The organism is Pseudomonas sp. BN515 (genome assembly GCF_029873155.1).
GTDB lineage: Bacteria > Pseudomonadota > Gammaproteobacteria > Pseudomonadales > Pseudomonadaceae > Metapseudomonas.
In genome coordinates this window covers 151,418-169,605 of record NZ_SSOH01000071.1, presented here as the reverse complement: position 1 = coordinate 169,605, position 18,188 = coordinate 151,418, and the positions used below count along the sequence as shown (strand labels likewise).

Sequence of the window (18,188 nt, the reverse complement as noted above, 5' to 3'; positions counted from 1 at the left end):
TCAATCTCCCTTAAAGGCCCTGAATCAACGCGATATGTTCAGCAATCGGCCCGAGGGCCAGCGCCGGAAGGAAGGTCAGCCCGCCCACCAGCAAGATGGTCAGGGTCAGCAGGGTGACGAACAGCGGACCGTGGGTGGGGAAGCTGTTGGCGCCGACGGGTGCGCGCTTCTTCATCGCCAGGCTGCCGGCGATGGCCAGTACCGGGAGGATGTAGCCGAAGCGGCCAAGGATCATTGCCAGGCCGATCAGCACGTTGTGGAACGGGGTGTTGGCGCCGAAACCGGCAAAGGCCGAGCCGTTGTTGGCGGTGCCCGAGGTATAGGCGTAGAGGGCCTGACTGAAGCCGTGGGCACCGGGGTTGGTGATGGACGCCGCCGGGCCGTCGAGGCTGATGGCCAGGCCGCAGAACACCAGCACGCCCACCGGCATCACCAGCAGAGTGGCGACCAGCAGGCGCACTTCGCGGGCTTCCAGTTTCTTGCCGAGGTATTCGGGCGTGCGGCCGATCATCAGGCCGGCGAGGAACACCGCGATCAGCACGAACAGCAGCATGCCGTAGAGGCCGGCGCCGACACCGCCGAAGACGATTTCGCCGAGCATCATGTTGAACATCGGGACCATCCCGCCCAGCGCGCTGAAGCTGTCATGCATGGCGTTCACCGAGCCGTTGGACGCGGCCGTCGTGGTCACCGCCCAGAGCGCCGAGGCGGTGATGCCGAAGCGGCTTTCCTTGCCTTCCAGGGAGCCCGTCTGCTCGATGGGCAGCGCGGCCAGGGCCGGGTTCGGCTGGGACTCGCTGTAGAGCGTCACGCCCAGGCCGATGACGAACAGCACCAGCATGCAGGCCAGCAGCGCGCGGCTCTGACGCAGGTCCTTGACGTAGTGACCGAAGGTGAACACCAGGGCCGCCGGGATCAGGATGATGGAGGCCACTTCCAGCAGGTTGCTCCAGGCGGTGGGGTTTTCGAACGGGTGCGCGGAGTTGACGCCGAAGAAGCCACCGCCGTTGGTGCCGAGCTGCTTGATGGCGATCTGGCTGGCGGCCGGGCCGAGCGGGATGCTCTGGTCAGCGCCCTGCAAGGTCACGGCGTGGGCGTAGTCGAGGAAGGTCTGCGGAACGCCCTGCCAGACCAGGAACAGCGCCAGCACCAGGCACAGCGGAAGCAGCCCGTAGAGGGTGCCGCGCGTCAGGTCGACCCAGAAGTTGCCCAGGCGGTCGGTGCTGCGGCGGCTGATGCCACGGGCGAACACCACCAGCACGCAGAGGCCCACGGCGGCGCTGACGAAGTTCTGCACGCCAAGGCCAACCATCTGGCTGAAGTAGCTCAGCGTCGCTTCGCCGCTATAGGCCTGCCAGTTGGTATTGGTGACGAAGCTCACCGCCGTGTTGAACGCCAGGCTCCATTCCAGGCCCGGCAGCTTCTGCGGGTTCAGCGGCAGCGCACCCTGCAGCATGAGGATGGAGAACAGCAGCGCGAAGCCCGCCAGGTTGAAGGCCAGCAGGGCTGCGCAGTAGCCCTTCCAGTCCTGTTCGCGCTCGGCGTCGACGCCGGCGATGCGATAGCAAATACGCTCCACGGGCGCGAACACCGGGGTCAGGAAGGTGCGTTGTCCCTCCATCACCCGGTAATAGAAGCGCCCGAGGAAGGGGGCCGGCGCCAGCACCAGCACGAAGAAGGCCAGGATGAGACCGATGTCCTGAAGTTGCATGTGGCCTCCTAGCCGCGCTCAGCGCGCAGCAGCGCGACCAGCAGATAAATGAAAAGCCCCATGGCCAGGACCAGGGACACCCCGTCGAGAATGCTCATTGCTTGTGCTCCTAGATGCGGTCTGTGCCGCCGTGGAGCCATTGTCGGAACGGGGGGCGTAAAGGAACGAGACTCGGAGGGGCCGAGGGGCATCAAGAATGCGTAAAGTTGAGCAGCGTGCTAGGGATGGTTGCCCTCACCCCAGCCCTCTCCCGGAGGGAGAGGGGGCGGACGGTGCGAGAACTGGAGGTGTACCCAATCCTGTAGGGGCGAATTCATTCGCCAAGCAGCCTTGTAGGGTGTGCTTTAGCCCACGCGGACCTGCGATGGTGGGCTGAAGCCCACCCTACGGGATCAGCTTGCGCGCCCCTGTCAGCGGCCATCTTCGGGGTGGTCGGCACGACGGCTTGTCGCCGATCCACGACAGGTGCTCGACTGAAATAGCCACACCCTTCTCCGGGAAACGACGATGGTGACGTTTCGATCGAGCCCGCATAGTTGAACTCCCCCACAGCTTTCGTCCCTTGTGGGGCCAGAGAAAGTCGAACCGTACGTGCCGGACACACAGGCGTTTTACCGCCCCATTGCCCAGCAAAACCCCATGCCAAACGACTTTCGCGGCTCATCGAAAGTAATCAGGTCGTCACTCATTCGCTTGGCATTCCTTCGTCAGGCCGAGGCGCCCTGCTGTCTGTGGAATAGCCCTGCGAACAGCTGCTCCGACTGTCCGCTTAGCCCAATCCGTGCGAGAGAAAGACCATGAAGCCGGAAACCGCCATCGTCGACATTCAAAGGAAGTACAAGGTTTATACGGAGCGTTACTGCAATCCCGCCGCCAGGAAGACCATCATTCTGGTCAACGGCGCGTTCTCGACCACCGCATCGTTCGCCCAGACGGTGCGTTATCTGCAGCCGCAGTTCAACGTGGTGCTTTACGACCAGCCCTACTCCGGCCAGTCGAAACCGCACAACTACCCAGGTCGGCTGATCAGCGAGGAAGAGGAGGCAGACATTCTGCTGGAGCTGATCGAAAGGGTCGCCGCCGACCATGTGCTGTCCTTCTCCTGGGGTGGCGCGGCTACCCTGCTGGCGCTGGCACAACGACCGCGCAGGATCGAGAAGGCGGTGCTCGGTTCATTCGCCGCGCGGCTCAATCAGCCCATGCGCGACTACCTGGAATGCGGCCTGAGCATGCTGCAGACCTGCGACCGCATCAAGGTCGGCCGCCTGATCAACAGCACCATCGGCAAGCACCTGCCGCCCCTGTTCAAGCGCTTCAATTTCCGCCACATCAGTAGCCTGGCCGAGCACGAATACCGGCAGATGCACGCTCATTTCAATGCGGTGCTCAAGCAAGGCTCCGAGCGCTATCTCGCCTGTGCCGCCGCTATCGATATTCCGCTGCTGTTCATCAATGGCGAATGGGACGAGTACACCTCGGCGGGAGACGCCCGTTTGTTCGCCCGCCATTCCCCTCAGTGCCAGTTCCGCACCATCCGCAACACCGGGCACTTCCTCGACATGGAGCACAAGGAGGCCTTGCAAGCCACCCGGCAGGCCTTGCTCGGCTTTCTGCAGCCCGATTCCGGCTTGATCAAGCCGGCCAGTGTGCGGCCCCTGAACGGGCTATACCGCTATGCCAACAGCAACCACGTACTCACCGTGCGGCGCGCTGCCCCCTGATCCATTGGTGGAGGTTTGCCGCCAGGGCGATGGCTTCCCCGGCAGATGGATGCACCTGCGCGGCGCCTTGGTTCACCCCTTTTCTGTTCGGCTCCCCCGATGGGAGTAAGACGGAGTGTGGTCCATGCGAGATAAACCAGCGGCGGGCACCTTGCCTGAACCCGCGACAATAGTGACAACAGAAGAAAGCGCCCCCCCCGACCTGCGCGGCCGAGATGTTCTCTCCACCCTGCGTGACCTGGCGCTGCTGGGCCTCAAGCAACCGGTGCACAGTACCCGACATGCCCTGGCCCTCGGCGGCCAACTGGGTCGCGTGCTGCTTGGCGACACGCCGCACCAGCACTCTGCCCAGGATGCGCGCTTCCAGGACCCGACGTGGCGGTTCAATCCCCTCTACCGCCGTGGCTTGCAGAGCTACCTGACCTGGCAGAAGCAGCTCGACGCCTGGATCAAGGAGAGCAACCTGGAGGCCGACGACAAGGCCCGGGCCCGTTTCATCGTGACACTGCTCGGCGATGCACTGTCCCCCACCAACGGGCTGCTCAACCCACTGGCGCTCAAGGAAATGTTCAACACCGGCGGACTCAGCCTGATCCACGGTCTGCGTCACCTGACGGGTGACCTGCTGCACAACGGCGGCATGCCCAGCCAGGTCCGCAAGGCGGACTTCGAAGTGGGCCGGAACATCGCCACCACGCCCGGAGCCGTGGTATTCCGCAACGAGCTGCTGGAGTTGATCCAGTACAGGCCCATGAGCGAGAAGCAGTACCAGCAGCCGCTGTTGATCGTCCCGCCGCAGATTAACAAGTTCTACATCTTCGACCTCAGCCCGGAAAAGAGCTTCGTGCAATACGCGCTGAAGAACGGGCTGCAGGTGTTCATGGTCAGCTGGCGCAACCCGGACATACGCCATCGCGAGTGCGGTCTGTCGCACTATGTGGAGGCGGTGAAGGAAGCACTCGATGCGTGTCGCGCCATCACCGGCAGCATGGCGGTCAACCTGGCGGGAGCGTGCGCCGGCGGCCTGACCATTGCCGCCCTGCAGGGCCATCTGCAGGCCAAGCGGCAACTGCGCAAGGTAGCCAGCTCCAGCTATCTGGTGAGCCTGCTGGACAGCCGGGTGGAGAGCCCGGCAGCCCTGTTCGTCACCGAGGAGACCCTGGAAGCGGCCAAACTCCGCTCCTATCGCAATGGCGTACTGGACGGCCGCGACCTGGCCAAGGTATTCGCCTGGATGCGCGCCAACGACCTGGTCTGGACCTACTGGGTCAACAACTACCTGCTCGGCAGGCAGCCACCGGCCTTCGATATCCTCTACTGGAACAGTGACAACACCCGTTTGCCGGCAGCACTTCACGGCGACTTTCTCGACCTCTTCAAGCACAACCCGCTGATCCGCAGCGGCGGCCTGGAGATCTGCGGCACCCCGATCGACTTGCGCAAGGTCACGGTGGACAGCTTCAGCGTCGCCGGCACCAACGACCACATCACCCCCTGGGACACGGTCTACCGCTCAACCCTGCTGCTCGGTGGCAAGCGACGCTTCCTGTTGTCCAACAGCGGGCATATCCAGAGCATCCTCAACCCGCCTGGTAACCCCAAGGCCAACTACCTGGAGAACAGCAAACTGTCGTCCGACCCGCGCGCCTGGTATTTCGACGCGCAGCAGCAGATCGGAAGCTGGTGGCCGACGTGGCTGGACTGGATTCAGGCGCGCTCCGGTGAGCAACGCAAGACCTTGAAGGCCCTGGGCAATCAGGACCATCCCCCCATGGAGGCCGCGCCGGGCACCTACGTGCATTCAAGTTGAGCGGCGACGCGCTGGCAGGGATTCCTGCGCGTTTGGTCAGGGAGCCCACGGCCCACGGGACAACTACGTTGCCCTTGGCGAATGAATTCGCCCCTACAACAAAGCAATGAGTTCGGCACTAACCCTGAAGGGGCGATTTCAATCGCCAAGCGGACCGCAGGTTCGCCATTAGGTCATGAAGCGTGAGCTGTGCGCACCGATTCCGGGATCGGCTTCATCCTGCTATCCCGGAAGGGTTCCCGCACGGGTGTAGTTCCTCCCCTGCGGCAAGCTCAGGATGGTCGGTTTTCCTGGTCCTTGACCTCAGGCGGAACCACCAGCTGCGGCTGGGCATGGCCGATCCAGTCGGAGATCAGGCTGTAGGCCACCGCCAGCAGGGTCGGACCGAGGAACAGGCCCATGAAGCCGAAGGCGAGGATGCCGCCGAACACGCCCAGCAGCACCACCACCAGCGGCAGGTTGCCGCCGCGGCTGATGAGGTAGGGCTTGAGCACGTTGTCCACGCCGCTGATGACGAACATGCCCCAGATGCCGAGGAACACCGCGTAGCCGTAGTCGCCGTGCCAGGCCAGCCAGGCCGTTGCAGGCACCCAGACCAGCGGCGGCCCCATGGGGATCAGGCTGAGGGCAAAGGTGACGATGCCCAACACCAAGGCGCCGGGCACACCAGCGATCCAGAAGCCGATGAGACCGAGCAGACCTTGTGCGGCAGCGGTGCCGATCACGCCGTTGACCACCCGTTGCACGGTACCGGCCACCAGGCCCAGGTAATGCTCGGCGCGGTCGCCGATCAGGCGCTCCAGGGCCTTTTCAACGAACAGTGCCATGCGCGGACCATCGCGATAGAAAAAGAACACCAGCACCAGGCTGAGCACCAACTCGACCATCCCGCCGCCGATCTGCGCGGTACGCGCCAATACCCAATTGCCGGCCTGCCCCATATAGGGCTTGAGACTGGCGAAGAAGGCTGCGCCCTGGGCGTCGATGGAATGCCAGGCACGCACCAAGCGTTCACCCAACAGCGGTACCTGATGCAGCCACTCCGGCGGTGGCGGCAGGCCCTCCATCTGGACGTTCTTCGCCAGCTCGGTAGCGTCGCGTACATGCTCAGCCAGGTTGCCCAGCAGCCACGCCAGCGGCAACGCCACCAGCAGCATCCAGCCTGCGGTCAGCAGAGCGGCGGCAGCAGATTCGCGTCCTTTCAGCGCACTGCTGAGCAGACGCATCAGCGGCCAGCTGGCAAACGCCAGCACCGCGGCCCAGAACAGCGCCGAGACGAAGGGCGCGAGCACCCAGAGGCTGGCACCGAGCAAGGCGAGCAGGAGGATCTGCACCAGTAGTCGGTCGTTGTTGAGCATCCCAGGGTCACTCCGGCGATCAGAAAGAAAGGGCCGTACCTGCCATCACGCGATATGCGCGTGGCAGTCACAAGCATAGAGACTGCTGTCGAGGGTTTCTCAGCGCAGCAGGTTCAGGTGCAGGCCGGGCTCCCTGCCCTCGCCCAGTTCCAGTCGTGCAGCGCGCACACCCTGCCCCACCAGCGCTTCGCGCCAGGCTTCGGCACCGGCCCCGGCCAGGCTGATGCGCAGGGTGCTGTCGAGGTTCAGGCAGCGTCCCAGCAGGGTCGCCCAGGCCTCTGAAGGCTGGTCGGGCAGGCGCGCCAAGTGCAGCTCGCCGCTGCTCTTGAGTTCACGCATCAGGGTGTCGGGGGTGGGCAGCAGTTCGCCCAGGGGCGCATTGGCATCGAGCTGCTCGGCGTGCAGGTAGGCCCTGCGGTTGCCGCGGGTGATGCTGTAGAGGGCCAGGAGGCTGTCCTGGCGGGGTTCAGCCAGGCGCAGCAGGAGGTAGGCCTGCTGTTCGTCCGGGCCAAACAGCTTGGAGTTGCCGAAGACGGCATTGGCCCAGAGGTTGCTGGAGCCGCAGTCGCGCCCCTGGCACCAGTAGAGCAGCTCGGCGCCGCTTTCCAGCAGGTCCTTGCGGGCACGGTCGAAGGCTTCGTTCGAGCTGTGGTCGGTGGGCAGGCGGTAGGTCACCGAGGTCTGCCGGCCTTCGGCGTCGACCTTGCGCTCCATGCGCAGTTGGTTGCTGATGCGGCGGATGGCGCTCTGCGGGTAGACCCGTTCCTGGTCCGGGCTCTCGCGGAAATCAGTGATCTCCGCATGGGGGAAGCGCGGCAGCGCCGCCAGGTCGTGGCTGTCAGGCAGGTCGGATGCCTGGGCGGATGCTGCCAGCAGCAGGCCGGCAAGAAGGGTGAGGCGCATGCGCATCCTTAACGATATGTCCTGGAGTGAGCAGTCTGGACCAGCTTTCCGGTCTTTTCCTGCCGCTCCCTACCGAAGGCGCCCCCTGCGCAACGGCGTCGAACAGGTCGACCATCCTGCTGTTCCCTGACCAAAAGCCGCCAGCCTTCCCGGTTGGCGGGTGCAAGTCAAGGAACGGCGAAGAAGGGATTGAAACAGTCTGCTACGGCCTGGGCACCGGCCTCGTCGTCCAGGTGCAGGTGATGTTTGCCGGGCAGGCGGCGCACGTCTATCGCCAGCCCTTCCACCAGCCCGGCGAACCTGGGCTCGGTGTGCAGCAGGCCCTGCTCGGCCAAGACCAGCATGGCCGGGCACTTCACGGCCTGGGCGAAAGCCAGGGCATGGGCGCGGGTGAGGCGCAGTGGTGACGGCAGCGTCAGGCGGCTGTCAGTGCGCCAGGTGTAGCCGCCGGACACCGGCATCAGGCCACGTTCGGCGAGCAGCTCGGCGGCCTCGCGGCTGACCCCACCGGTGCCATGCATTCGCGCCTCGACGGCACGATCGATGGCCGCGTAGACCGGTTTGCGCTTGCCGGCCAGGGCGAGCTGCGCGCGCAACGCCTCGCCCAGTTTGGCCGGGGCCTGCTCGGCTTCGCCGGTGTAGGGCATCAGGCCGTCGATCAGGGCCAGACGCTCGACCCGCTCGGGCATGGCGCCGGCCAGCATCACCGAGACGATGGCGCCCATGGAGTGCCCCAGCAGGGAGAAGCGCTCCCAGCCCAGCTGTTCGGCCACCAGCAGCACATCGGCGGCGTAGTCCCACAGCAGGTAACTGGCGCCCGGCGCGCGGTGGGCGGACAACCCGTGACCGGCGAAGTCCAGGGCGACGATGCGCAGCCCCGGCAGGCGCGGCGCCAGACGGGAGAAGCTGTTGGCGTTGTCCAGCCAGCCGTGCAGGGCGATCACCGGCTGGCCGTCTTCGGGGCCGTAGAGGTGCGCGGCCAGTTCGATATGAGGCAGGTTGAGGCGGATTTCCTGGACCTGGGCAGTCATGCACTGGCCTCCTGGTGGCGGCCGTCCCAGCGGCCGAATACGGATTTGAGCAATTCGGCGGTTTCCTGCGGGCGTTCCAGAGGGAACATGTGCCCGCCCGGCAATGACAGGTACTCCCCTTGCGGCACCCGCTTCACCAGCCGCGCATGGTGCGGCAGCACCACCCTGCTGTGGCGCCCGCGCACCAGTGCCAGGGGCACCTTGAGCTGCTGCGGCTTGCCCGGAATGCGATGGGGCACGCTGCGGTAGATACTGATTTCAGTGGCAGCGTCGAACTTCAGCCGCAGGGATTCGCCCTGACGCGCCAGGCCGTGCCGGACATACGCATCCAGGCACTCGGGGTCGAAGCGGCGGAACAGGGTCTTGCCGGCAAAGTAGTCGCGGGCCTCGCTGAAATCACCGAACTCTTCGCGGCGGCCGAGGGTGCGGCCGGCGGGAGTGATGCGGTCGATGAAGCCGAAGCGCTTGGCGGCGCGGATGACGATGCGGTCGGCCAGGGTCAGCACTGGCGAGTCCAGCATCACCACGCCGCGATAGAGGTCGGGGCGACGTAGCGCGGCGTGGTAATGCAGCACGCCGCCGAGGGAGTGTCCCAGCCCCCACACCGGCTCACCGCGTTCTTGCAGGTGGTGGATGAGTTCGTCCACCAGGTTTTCCCAGTTGTCGTTCACCGGGAAGCGCGGGTCGTGGCCGTGCTGCTCCAGGTGCTCGACGCGGAAGTCCGGCGCCAGGGCGGAGAACAACTTGCCGTAGGTGGCCGAAGGGAATCCGTTGGCATGGGCGAAGAAGATGGTGTGCGACATGGCGTCCAGCTCGTCGGGGAATGCCGGAGATTCTCCGGCAGCCCCGCCAGCGCGGCAATGACTGTAACCGCCAGTGATGATGGCGCTATTGCCAAAAGCCCGGTGCCAGCAGCCGCCCCACCAGCCCCAGGGCCACCAGCAGGAACACCAGTCCGCACGCCAGGTCGATGGCCGGGGCCGCACGCAGCAGGCGCTGCTGGTTGCTGGCACGGGTGAGCGCCAGTCCCAGCAGGCTGAACCAGGCCAGGCCCATGCCGAAGAGGATCGCGGCGGCGCCGAACTTGCCGGCAGCGGACATATCCGTCGGGATCAGTCCCGTCAGCAGCGCGAGGAAGAACACCAGCGCCTTCGGGTTGAACAGGTTGGTGGCCAGGCCCCGCAGCCAGGGACCCAGGCTGGAAGATGAGAGTTCACCGCCGAGGGTTCCCCCGTCGCCCTGCCCGCGCCGGAACCAGCCGCGCACGGCCCCGACGCCGAGCCAGCCGAGGTAGCTCGCTCCCAGCAGTTGCAACAGGTCGAAGAGAATGGGCGAACGGCTGACCAGCAAGGCCACACCCGTCAGCACCAGGGTGCCGTGGATGAGGATGCCGCAGGCAAGGCCCAGGGCACTAAGCAAGCCGGCACGGCGCCCCTGGTGTACGGCGGTGCGGACCACCAGTGCCACGTCGGGGCCGGGGCTGACCAGGGCGATGGCGAACACGGCCGCCAGCGACAGCAAGACGGAAGTCTCCTGCATGGAAGTTCTCCAGGATGTAGGGGGATTCAGCGGTCTGGGCGGATCAGCGGCTGCGCAGCTTCGCCGGCGGCAGGCCGTAGGTACGGCGGAACAGCCGCGAGAAATGCGCCTGGTCGTAGAAGCCCAGGTCCAGGGCCACTTCACTCAGGTTCTCGCCGCGCAGCACCCGTGGCAGGGCACGTTCCAGGCGCAACTGGGTCAGCCACTGGTGAGGCGGCAGTCCGCACTGGCGATTGAAGCGCCGCAACGCCTGCCAGGGGCTGAGGCCGCAGAACGCCGCCAGTTCCTCCAGGGAGGGTGGCGAGTCCAGCCGCGATTCGAGCCACTCCCGCAACCGCGCCCAGGTACGCCCGTCAAAGCCTTGCTCCGGCTCCCGGACTCGCAAGGTGGAGCCCTGCCCGAGCAGGTTGGCCAGGGCCGGCCACAACAGGCTCTCCTGCTCCAGCCGCGAGCCCGCGATCAGCGCGCCGTGCAGGCCCTGCAGCTGGCTGCGCAGCCCGGCGTCGCGAAGGATGCTGGTGGTCAGGCGCGGCGCACCCTGGCGGTCGTCGCTGAGGGTGCGGCTGGCTTCGTCCAGCCAATGCGGATCAAAGGCCAGCACGCGGATCTGGTAACCCTGGCCATCGACGCCAGCGCCATCGTGGATCTGCTCCGGCGCCATCAGCAGCAGATCCCCGGTGTCTGCCTGATGGCTTTCACCCTGGTGCAGATAACGCTGCCGGCCACGCACAACCAGCCCCAGGTGGTACTCCAGGTGGAAGTGCCGGGGGAAGCTGAAGCGCTGGTGCTGCGCGTCGATCAGACGAACGCCGGGCAGGCAGCTGGGGATGTGATGAGTCTGGTCCATGGGCGCCACTTTACTCCGTGGCGCCGGGTGGTTCTTGGACAAAATTGCGGGGTTGGTTGATGGGTATCGCTTCGCTCCACCCATCCTACGGGGGTGTACGGACGACCTCCTTGTAGGGTGGTCTGAAGCCCACCCTACGCACGTGGAGGCTCGGCACCCAATGGGACGATGGCCATGGTCAGGCGGGAAATGCAGCTCGGCTTGCCGTCTTCCCCGGCCAGGCGGATGTCCCACACGTGGGTGGTGCGCCCCAGGTGCACCGGCCGGGCGACGGCAGTGACGCGGCCACTGCGCAGACCGCGCAGGTGGTTGGCGTTCACTTCCAGGCCGACGCAGTAGAAGCGGCTGGTGTCGATGCACAGGTAGCTGGCGGTAGAACCCAGGGTTTCCGCCAGCACTACCGACGCGCCGCCGTGAAGCAGGCCGTAGGGTTGGTGGGTGCGCGGGTCGACCACCATGCTGGCGGTCAGGGATTGCTCGTCGAAGGACTCGAAGCGGATGTCCAGGCCTTCGCCGATGGTGTTCTTCAGGGATTCGTTGAGTTGCGCAAGATCCGGGGTTTGATTCCACAGGCCCATGGGGTCACTCCTTGTGGGGAGCCGGGACACGAGTTCCCGGCCAGGCGGATTCATTCGTGCCAGACGACTGCTTCCTGGCGTTCGAGCCATTCGGGGAAGCGCTTGCCGTAGGCATCTTCGACGATGTTGCGCTTGATCTTCAGCGTCGGCGTGAGGAAACCGTTGTCCACGGCCCAGACGTCCTTGACCAGCACCAGCCCCTGCAGGCGCTCATGCTTGTCGAGATCGCCATTGACCTCTTCCAGCAGGCTGCGCAGGCTGATTTCCAGATCGGCGCGGGCTCCGTTCGCCGCTTCCCGGCGCCCCACCTCAGACAGCACGCAAAGCGCCATCGGCTGCGGCAGGCCGTCGCCCACCACGCACACCTGCTCGATGCGCGGATGCACGGCCAGGCGATTCTCGATGGGTGCGGGAGCCACGTACTTGCCCTTGCTGGTCTTGAAGATTTCCTTGATGCGTCCGGTCAGGCGCAGGTTGCCCTTGGCGTCCTGCTCGCCCTTGTCGCCGGTGCGCAGGTAACCGTCCACCGTGATGGTTTCGGCGGTCTTTGCCGAGTCCTTGTAGTAGCCCTGCATGGTGGCGCCACTGCGGACCAGCACTTCCCCCTCCTCGCTGATGCGGACTTCCACGCCGGGACTGTTGCGGCCGATCCAGCCGGGCATCACTTCGCCCTTGCGGCACAGATGGGAGTAGCCGCAGTTCTCGGTCATGCCGTAGACCTCCAGCACTTCCAGGCCGAGGCGCTTGTACCAGTCCAACAGTGCCCCGGGTACCGGCGCCGCGCCACACAGGGCGTTGCGCACGGCATCCAGGCCGAGGCCGGCGAGCACCTTGCGACCGACGATGCGGCCGATGATGGGCAGCCCGAGCATGCGGTCGAGCTTCTTCGCCGGCATCTTCGCGTAGACGCCCATCTGGAACTTGGTCCAGATCCGCGGCACGCCGAAGATGGCCGTCGGACGGGCACGGCGCAGGTCGTCGAGGAAGGTTTCCAGGCTTTCGGCGAAGAACACCGTCTGCCCGGCGTAGAGCGAACCCATTTCAACGAACATGCGCTCGGCCACGTGGCACAGCGGCAGGTAGGACAGCAGGCGGTCTTCCTCGCCGGTCTGGAACATGTCCATGCCGTGGGTGGCGGCGAAAGCGAAGTTGCTGAAGTTGTGCATCACGCCCTTGGGCGTGCCGGTGGTACCGGAGGTATAGATGATGGTGGCGAGTTGATCCGGGGCGCTGCGGGGGCTGTCCTGGATCGGGTTGACGGCCTGCAGGTCGGCCCAGTTGAAGTCGAACTCGCCGGCCGGATGGATCGGTAGCGCGATGGTTGGAACGCCTTCGGGCACGCCGTTCGCCATCGCCGACCAATCGTCGAGCTTGCCGATGAAGGCCAGCGCCGATTCGGAATGCGCCAGCACCTGCTGGACCGATTCGGCGGTGAGGTTGGGATACAGGGGAACGGAAACGTGGCCGGCCATCCAGATGGCGAGGTCGGCGATGATCCAATGGGCGCAGTTCTTGGAGATGATTGCGATGCGGCTGCCCTGGGGCAGGTCGCGCCCTCGCAGCCAACTGGCGGCCCGGCGGGCCTGCTCGCCTACTTCACCCCAGGTCAGCTCCTCGATCCTTCCACCGCCTAGCGGCTGGACCAGGTAGCGCTTGTTCGGGTGACGGGCTTCACGCTCAAAAAACACTTCAAGCGGCAAACGGACTGCATCAGCCACAGGGCCTCCTCCTTTGTTCTTTTTGTGGGGGACAACCAAGCACTTGCTTGGGCGACTATTCCACGCACCCGGAGGAGGCGCAAGTTAAGAAATGTTGCGATTCGTCAGTGACGGCGAACGTGATGCACGGTGCGCAGGGACATCAGCCCGGGGACCAGCAGATCGCCTTCCAGCTCGGCCAGGCTGGCCGTGCCCATGGGCACAGGTTCCTGGCGATGGCCGTGGATGAGGAAGCCCGCGAGGTCGCTGACGAAGGGGTTGTGGGTGACCAGCAAGAGGTCCTGTTCACCGCGCTCGGCGAGGAAGTCGAGGGCTTCCCGCGGGTCGCTGTCGGGGGTCAGCCAGGGGACTGTCCCAACCGCGGCGTTGAAGCCCAGGGCATCACGAACCAGTTCAGCAGTCTGCTGCGCCCGCACGTACGGGCTGGCGAGAATCGCCCCCAGCGGCCGACCGGCAAGCACGGCTGCGGTCTGCAGCACATCCTTGCGGCCGTGACGGGTCAGCTCGCGCTGCGCATCGGTAACGGCGCGGGGCTCGGCCTCACCGTGGCGCAGCAGCCAGAGCCTCATAGCTTCGGCTCTTCGTCACGCACCGGGTGGGCGGCCGGCGGCACTTCGTGTGCGGCTTCGCCCTGGGGGGCGCTGGCTTCGGGCCAATCGGCGAAGGGCCAGGGCTTCTCTTCGGTGTTGAAGGTGCCGAAGCGGCCGATCTGCGCCAGGTACTGGCTGAGACTGTCGCCGAAGGACAGCAGGCTGCTGTTGGGCGCGCCGTAGAACGCGCGGTAGCCGAGTTGCAGCAGCACCACGGCGCCGAGGACGATCTCGGCCAACTGCCAGACGATGACGAAAATGAGCATCCACAGGACGCGCAGCAGGATGTGTTCGCGCTGCAGGTCTTCGCGCTCTTCACTCATGGGGGATCTCCTTGTCCGAAAGGGTGAATCAGAAACCGGTGGTTGGAATGAAGTCTACGTCGGTCTTGGGCTCGCCGCGCATCAGCAACTCGATCACCTGGGCCAGCGTACGCCCCTCGAAAAGGATGGCATGCAGACCCGCGACCAGCGGCATGTAGACCTGCAGCTCCTCGGCACGGGTCTTGAGCACCTTGAGGGTGTTGACGCCTTCGGCCACCTCCCCCAGGCGCGCCACGGCGTCTTCCAGCGACAGACCTTCGCCCAGCGCGTAGCCCACCTGGTAGTTGCGGCTCTTGGGCGAGGAGCAGGTGACGATGAGGTCGCCCACGCCGGCCAGGCCGAGGAACGTCATGGGGTTGGCGCCGAGCTTGACCGCGAAGCGGGTCATTTCCGCCAGGGCGCGGGTGATCAGCATGCTCTTGGTGTTCTCGCCCATGTCCAGCGCGGCGGCCATGCCGGCGATGATGGCGTAGACGTTTTTCAGGGCGCCGCCCAACTCGACGCCGAAGCGGTCCTGGCTGGCGTAGACGCGGAAGGTGCGCCCGTGCAGGGCGGACTGCACGCGCTTGCAGAGTTCGGCGTCCTCACTGGCGACCACAGTGGCGGTCAGCGCGTGGTCGGCGATTTCCTTGGCCAGGTTGGGGCCGGAGATCACGCCGATGCGGGCATCCGGGGCCACTTCCTCAAGAATCTGGCTCATCAGCTTGAAGCTCTGCGCCTCGATGCCCTTGGTGGTGCTGACCAGCAGCTTGCCCGCCAGTTGCCCGGCCACCGGCTCCAGCACCTTGCGCAGTGCGCTGGACGGCAAGGCCACGAACACCAGCTCGCAGTCGGCGAGCACGCCGGACAGGTCGGTATCCGGTTCCACGCTGGGAAGGATCGTCACACCCTTGAGATAGCGCGGGTTCTCGCGCTGGGTACGGATCGCCTCGGCCTGTTCCGGGTCGCGCATCCAGTGGCGCACACGCTGGCCATTCTCGGCCAGCAGGTTGGCGATGGCGGTGCCGAAGCTGCCGCCGCCGAGCACCGCAACGGGTTGCTGTTCAGTCATAACGGGTCCATGTAGGCCATAGGAATGGCGAATCCGCGCATTATACGGAGGCGCCGCTGGCCAGCCAGCCTCTATCCGGGGCCTTTGCGCTGGAAAAGCCCCCATCCTCGGTTAAGATGCCGCAGTTTTGGGCGTCGAGAGCGCCACTTGGTTCCCAGGCAACCTCGACGCAGCAAAATTTCCCCCAGCATCGGGGCGCAACGGGACTAAAGTTCCAGCATAGAACCGCTCCACGGATGACCCCGCACCGAGGCAATAGGAAGATGTGCCCACCCGCCCCCCGACGCCCGACACCTCCCGCAGCTCAAGGAGCGGCGCACCCATGACCTTGCGGCGCCGCTGGGACATCCATACCCGCACCCAGCTCATCAGCCTCGGTCCGGCACTATTACTGACCCTGTTGCTCACCGGTTTCTTCACGTTCGCCCGTTTGCAGGACCTGCGCCAGGAGCTGAACCACACCGGCCAACTGATCGCCAGCCAACTTGCCCCGGCGGCGGAATACGGTGTGGTCACCGGCAACCTGGAAGTCCTGGAGGGCCTGCTCCAGGCCAGCCTGGGCACACCCCACGTGCGCTTCCTGGAAGTACGCGACCGCGCCGACAACATCCTCGTTTACCTGGAACAGCAGGAAAGCCTGGAAAAGAGCGGCACCCAAGTGGAGGTCTTCCACGCACCCATCATCCAGCAGCAACTCCACCTGCAGGCCCAACGCACCCACGCCAGGGTCGACGGCCGCAGCAGCGATAGCAACTACCTGGGCCGCGTCGTGGTCGGCATGTCCAACGACGCCTTCAGCAGCCGCCAGCAGGAAATCCTCCTCAAGGCCACAGTGCTGGCCCTGATTGCGCTGCTCCTCACCTTCCTCCTTGCCCGCCGCCTGGCCACCCGCCTGTCGCAGCCCATCAGCGCCATGGGCGACGCGGTCAAGGCCATCCAGGATGGCAACTACAACGCCAGCTTGCCCGTGGTAGATGACAGCGAATTGGGCGACCTCAGCCGCCACATCAACAACCTCGCCGGCGGCCTCGAACAGGCCAGCCAGGAGCAGCAGCAGGCGATGGGCCAGCTGATCAAGGCGCGCGAGGAAGCGGAAATGGCGAACCGCGCCAAATCCGACTTCCTGGCAATGATGAGCCACGAACTGCGCACCCCCATGAACGGCGTCCTGGGCATGCTGCAGCTGCTCGAAACCACCGAGATGACCGATGAACAGGCCGAGTACGCGGCACTGGCCACAGAATCCACCGAGCACCTGCTGAAGGTGATCAACGACATTCTCGATTTCTCCCGCATCGAGCGCGGCGCGCTGGAACTGGAGCGCATCCCCTTCAACCTGCTGGACCTGATCCTCGGCTCGGTACAGGTGTTCCAGCACAGCGCCCAGCAGCGCGGGCTGGCCCTGAGCCTGGACACCCAGGAAGGCCTGGAGCGGGTCGAGGTGCACGGCGACCCGACGCGCCTGCGGCAAATCCTGGTCAATCTGGTGGGTAATGCCCTGAAATTCACCGAAGAAGGCGGCATCAAGGTGGAAACCCGCTGGCAGGCGCTGGACAGCGAAGTGCTCTGGCTCACCTGCGCGGTCCATGACAGCGGCATCGGCATCCCGCCGGACCGCCTGGAACATATGTTCGACGCCTTCCAGCAGGCCGATCACTCGATTTCCCGCCGTTACGGCGGCACCGGTCTCGGGCTGCCCATCGCCCGCACCCTGGCCGAACGCATGGGCGGCACCTTGCGTGCCGAGAGCCATGAAGGCTCGGGTTCGATCTTCACCCTGGAAATTCCCCTGCCGTTCCGTCCCCAGAGCTCGGAAACGCTGGGCGACCAGGCCCATGGACATGGCGCGGGTACCGGCCAGCACGTGCTGCTGGTGGAGGACAACCCGGTGAACCAGACCGTGATCGAGGCCATGCTGCGCAGCCTCGGCTATCAGGTAAGCCTGGTGGGCGACGGCGCCCAGGCGGTGCATCAAGCCTCGCGCCATCACTATGCAGCCATCCTCATGGACTGCCGCCTGCCGGTTCTCGACGGTTACGAGGCCACGCGCCAGATTCGCCAGATGAATGGCGGCGCCACGCTGCCGATTATTGCCCTGACCGCCAATGCCCTGCAGGGCGACCGCGAGGCCTGTCTGGCCGCGGGAATGAACGATTACCTGGCCAAACCCTTCAAACGGGCTGACCTGCTGCGGGTCATGCAGCGCTGGCTGAGCAAGCCGTCGGACTGAAACGATTGGTGCCGTTTCCAGACATTCGTCGAGTGTCCGGGAATGTTAAAGTGCGAGACGCTTTGCGCGCGGGAGGTCCCCCGGCAGCCCTTCGCGACGGGCTGTGGTCACACCAGGTGAACGACTGTGCTCGGCATTCTGTGACTTTCACCGCAACGCAACAGTCTATGACTAGTCTGCCGCATGACGCCCCCCACAACGGCCACGGCAGAAGGATGAATGCAACGCCCTGTGCCAGACGGGGACCATTGAGGAGCTCGCATGACCAAACAAAACGCCTATACCCGGGAAGACCTGCTGCGCTGCAGTCGCGGCGAGCTGTTCGGCCCTGGTAATGCGCAACTGCCCGCCCCCAACATGCTGATGATCGACCGCATCGTGCATATCAGCGAAACCGGCGGGAAGTACGGCAAAGGCGAGATCGTCGCCGAGCTCGATATCAACCCTGACCTGTGGTTCTTCGCCTGCCACTTCGAAGGCGACCCGGTCATGCCCGGCTGCCTCGGCCTCGACGCCATGTGGCAGCTGGTCGGTTTCTTCCTCGGCTGGCAGGGCAACCCCGGCCGTGGCCGCGCCCTCGGCTCCGGCGAAGTCAAATTCTTCGGCCAGGTCCTGCCGTCCGCGAAAAAGATCACCTACACCATCCACATCAAGCGCACTATTAATCGTTCGCTGATCCTCGGTATCGCCGATGGCACCGTTGCCGTCGACGGCCGCGAGATCTACAGCGCCGAAGGCCTGCGCGTCGGCCTGTTCACCTCTACCGACAGTTTCTGAA

At 65.3% G+C, this 18,188-nt stretch carries 17 protein-coding genes; 4 read left to right on the top strand and 13 right to left on the bottom strand.

Translation table 11 applies throughout. The features are described 5' to 3' along the window. Positions 1–10: 10 nt before the first annotated feature. Positions 11–1,711, bottom strand: coding sequence for a potassium-transporting ATPase subunit KdpA (gene kdpA / locus E8E91_RS17865; protein ID WP_280377426.1), 1,701 nt, complete (start codon positions 1,709–1,711; stop codon positions 11–13). 8 nt (positions 1,712–1,719) lie between these two features. Then, the gene (kdpF, locus tag E8E91_RS17860) at positions 1,720–1,809 is read right to left on the bottom strand and encodes a K(+)-transporting ATPase subunit F (RefSeq protein ID WP_036996920.1); all 90 of its coding nucleotides are present in this window, start codon (positions 1,807–1,809) and stop codon (positions 1,720–1,722) included. 699 nt (positions 1,810–2,508) lie between these two features. On the opposite strand from kdpF, the gene E8E91_RS17855 reads away from it, so the two are divergent. Together E8E91_RS17855 and phaC are read left to right on the top strand one after the other, a co-directional pair. Next, positions 2,509–3,432 carry an alpha/beta hydrolase gene (locus tag E8E91_RS17855; RefSeq protein WP_280377423.1) on the top strand — a complete coding sequence of 308 codons (924 nt, stop codon included), beginning with the start codon at positions 2,509–2,511 and terminating at the stop codon, positions 3,430–3,432. A gap of 124 nt (positions 3,433–3,556) precedes the next feature. Beyond that, positions 3,557–5,242, top strand: a complete 1,686-nt coding sequence (phaC, locus tag E8E91_RS17850; RefSeq protein ID WP_280377421.1) for a class II poly(R)-hydroxyalkanoic acid synthase — start codon at positions 3,557–3,559, stop codon at positions 5,240–5,242. A gap of 272 nt (positions 5,243–5,514) precedes the next feature. Here phaC and E8E91_RS17845 read toward each other — a convergent pair whose 3' ends face one another. The 11 genes from E8E91_RS17845 to E8E91_RS17795 form a co-directional block, all read right to left on the bottom strand. Beyond that, complete coding sequence (locus E8E91_RS17845) at positions 5,515–6,600, bottom strand: AI-2E family transporter (protein ID WP_280377419.1); 1,086 nt, start codon at positions 6,598–6,600, stop codon at positions 5,515–5,517. 99 nt (positions 6,601–6,699) lie between these two features. Further along, the gene (locus E8E91_RS17840) at positions 6,700–7,503 is read right to left on the bottom strand and encodes a DUF4892 domain-containing protein (protein WP_280366026.1); all 804 of its coding nucleotides are present in this window, start codon (positions 7,501–7,503) and stop codon (positions 6,700–6,702) included. 167 nt (positions 7,504–7,670) lie between these two features. Beyond that, entirely contained in the window at positions 7,671–8,534 is an 864-nt protein-coding gene (locus tag E8E91_RS17835; protein WP_280377417.1) for an alpha/beta fold hydrolase, read from the bottom strand. Further along, on the bottom strand, positions 8,531–9,337 hold the full coding sequence (locus E8E91_RS17830) for an alpha/beta hydrolase (RefSeq protein ID WP_280377415.1): 807 nt from the start codon (positions 9,335–9,337) through the stop codon (positions 8,531–8,533). Before E8E91_RS17830 ends, E8E91_RS17835 begins: the two co-directional genes overlap by 4 nt. 85 nt (positions 9,338–9,422) lie before the next feature. Beyond that, positions 9,423–10,073 carry a LysE family translocator gene (locus E8E91_RS17825; protein WP_280377412.1) on the bottom strand — a complete coding sequence of 217 codons (651 nt, stop codon included), beginning with the start codon at positions 10,071–10,073 and terminating at the stop codon, positions 9,423–9,425. 43 nt (positions 10,074–10,116) lie between these two features. Next, positions 10,117–10,920: an AraC family transcriptional regulator gene (locus E8E91_RS17820; protein ID WP_280377410.1), complete on the bottom strand. Its 804-nt coding sequence runs from the start codon at positions 10,918–10,920 to the stop codon at positions 10,117–10,119. Positions 10,921–11,054: 134 nt separating this feature from the next. Continuing rightward, positions 11,055–11,498 carry a hotdog fold thioesterase gene (locus E8E91_RS17815; RefSeq protein WP_280377407.1) on the bottom strand — a complete coding sequence of 148 codons (444 nt, stop codon included), beginning with the start codon at positions 11,496–11,498 and terminating at the stop codon, positions 11,055–11,057. A gap of 50 nt (positions 11,499–11,548) precedes the next feature. Next, positions 11,549–13,216, bottom strand: coding sequence for an AMP-binding protein (locus tag E8E91_RS17810; protein WP_280377405.1), 1,668 nt, complete (start codon positions 13,214–13,216; stop codon positions 11,549–11,551). A gap of 104 nt (positions 13,217–13,320) precedes the next feature. Beyond that, positions 13,321–13,785 carry a phosphohistidine phosphatase SixA gene (gene sixA / locus E8E91_RS17805; protein ID WP_280377403.1) on the bottom strand — a complete coding sequence of 155 codons (465 nt, stop codon included), beginning with the start codon at positions 13,783–13,785 and terminating at the stop codon, positions 13,321–13,323. Then, complete coding sequence (locus E8E91_RS17800; RefSeq protein ID WP_280377401.1) at positions 13,782–14,129, bottom strand: DUF4389 domain-containing protein; 348 nt, start codon at positions 14,127–14,129, stop codon at positions 13,782–13,784. Before E8E91_RS17800 ends, sixA begins: the two co-directional genes overlap by 4 nt. A gap of 28 nt (positions 14,130–14,157) precedes the next feature. Then, entirely contained in the window at positions 14,158–15,180 is a 1,023-nt protein-coding gene (locus tag E8E91_RS17795; protein ID WP_280377398.1) for an NAD(P)H-dependent glycerol-3-phosphate dehydrogenase, read from the bottom strand. Positions 15,181–15,502: 322 nt separating this feature from the next. On the opposite strand from E8E91_RS17795, the gene E8E91_RS17790 reads away from it, so the two are divergent. Continuing rightward, positions 15,503–17,410: an ATP-binding protein gene (locus E8E91_RS17790; RefSeq protein ID WP_280377396.1), complete on the top strand. Its 1,908-nt coding sequence runs from the start codon at positions 15,503–15,505 to the stop codon at positions 17,408–17,410. A 261-nt stretch (positions 17,411–17,671) separates the two neighbouring features. Next, the gene (gene fabA / locus E8E91_RS17785; protein ID WP_044875231.1) at positions 17,672–18,187 is read left to right on the top strand and encodes a 3-hydroxyacyl-[acyl-carrier-protein] dehydratase FabA; all 516 of its coding nucleotides are present in this window, start codon (positions 17,672–17,674) and stop codon (positions 18,185–18,187) included. Position 18,188 lies beyond the last annotated feature (1 nt).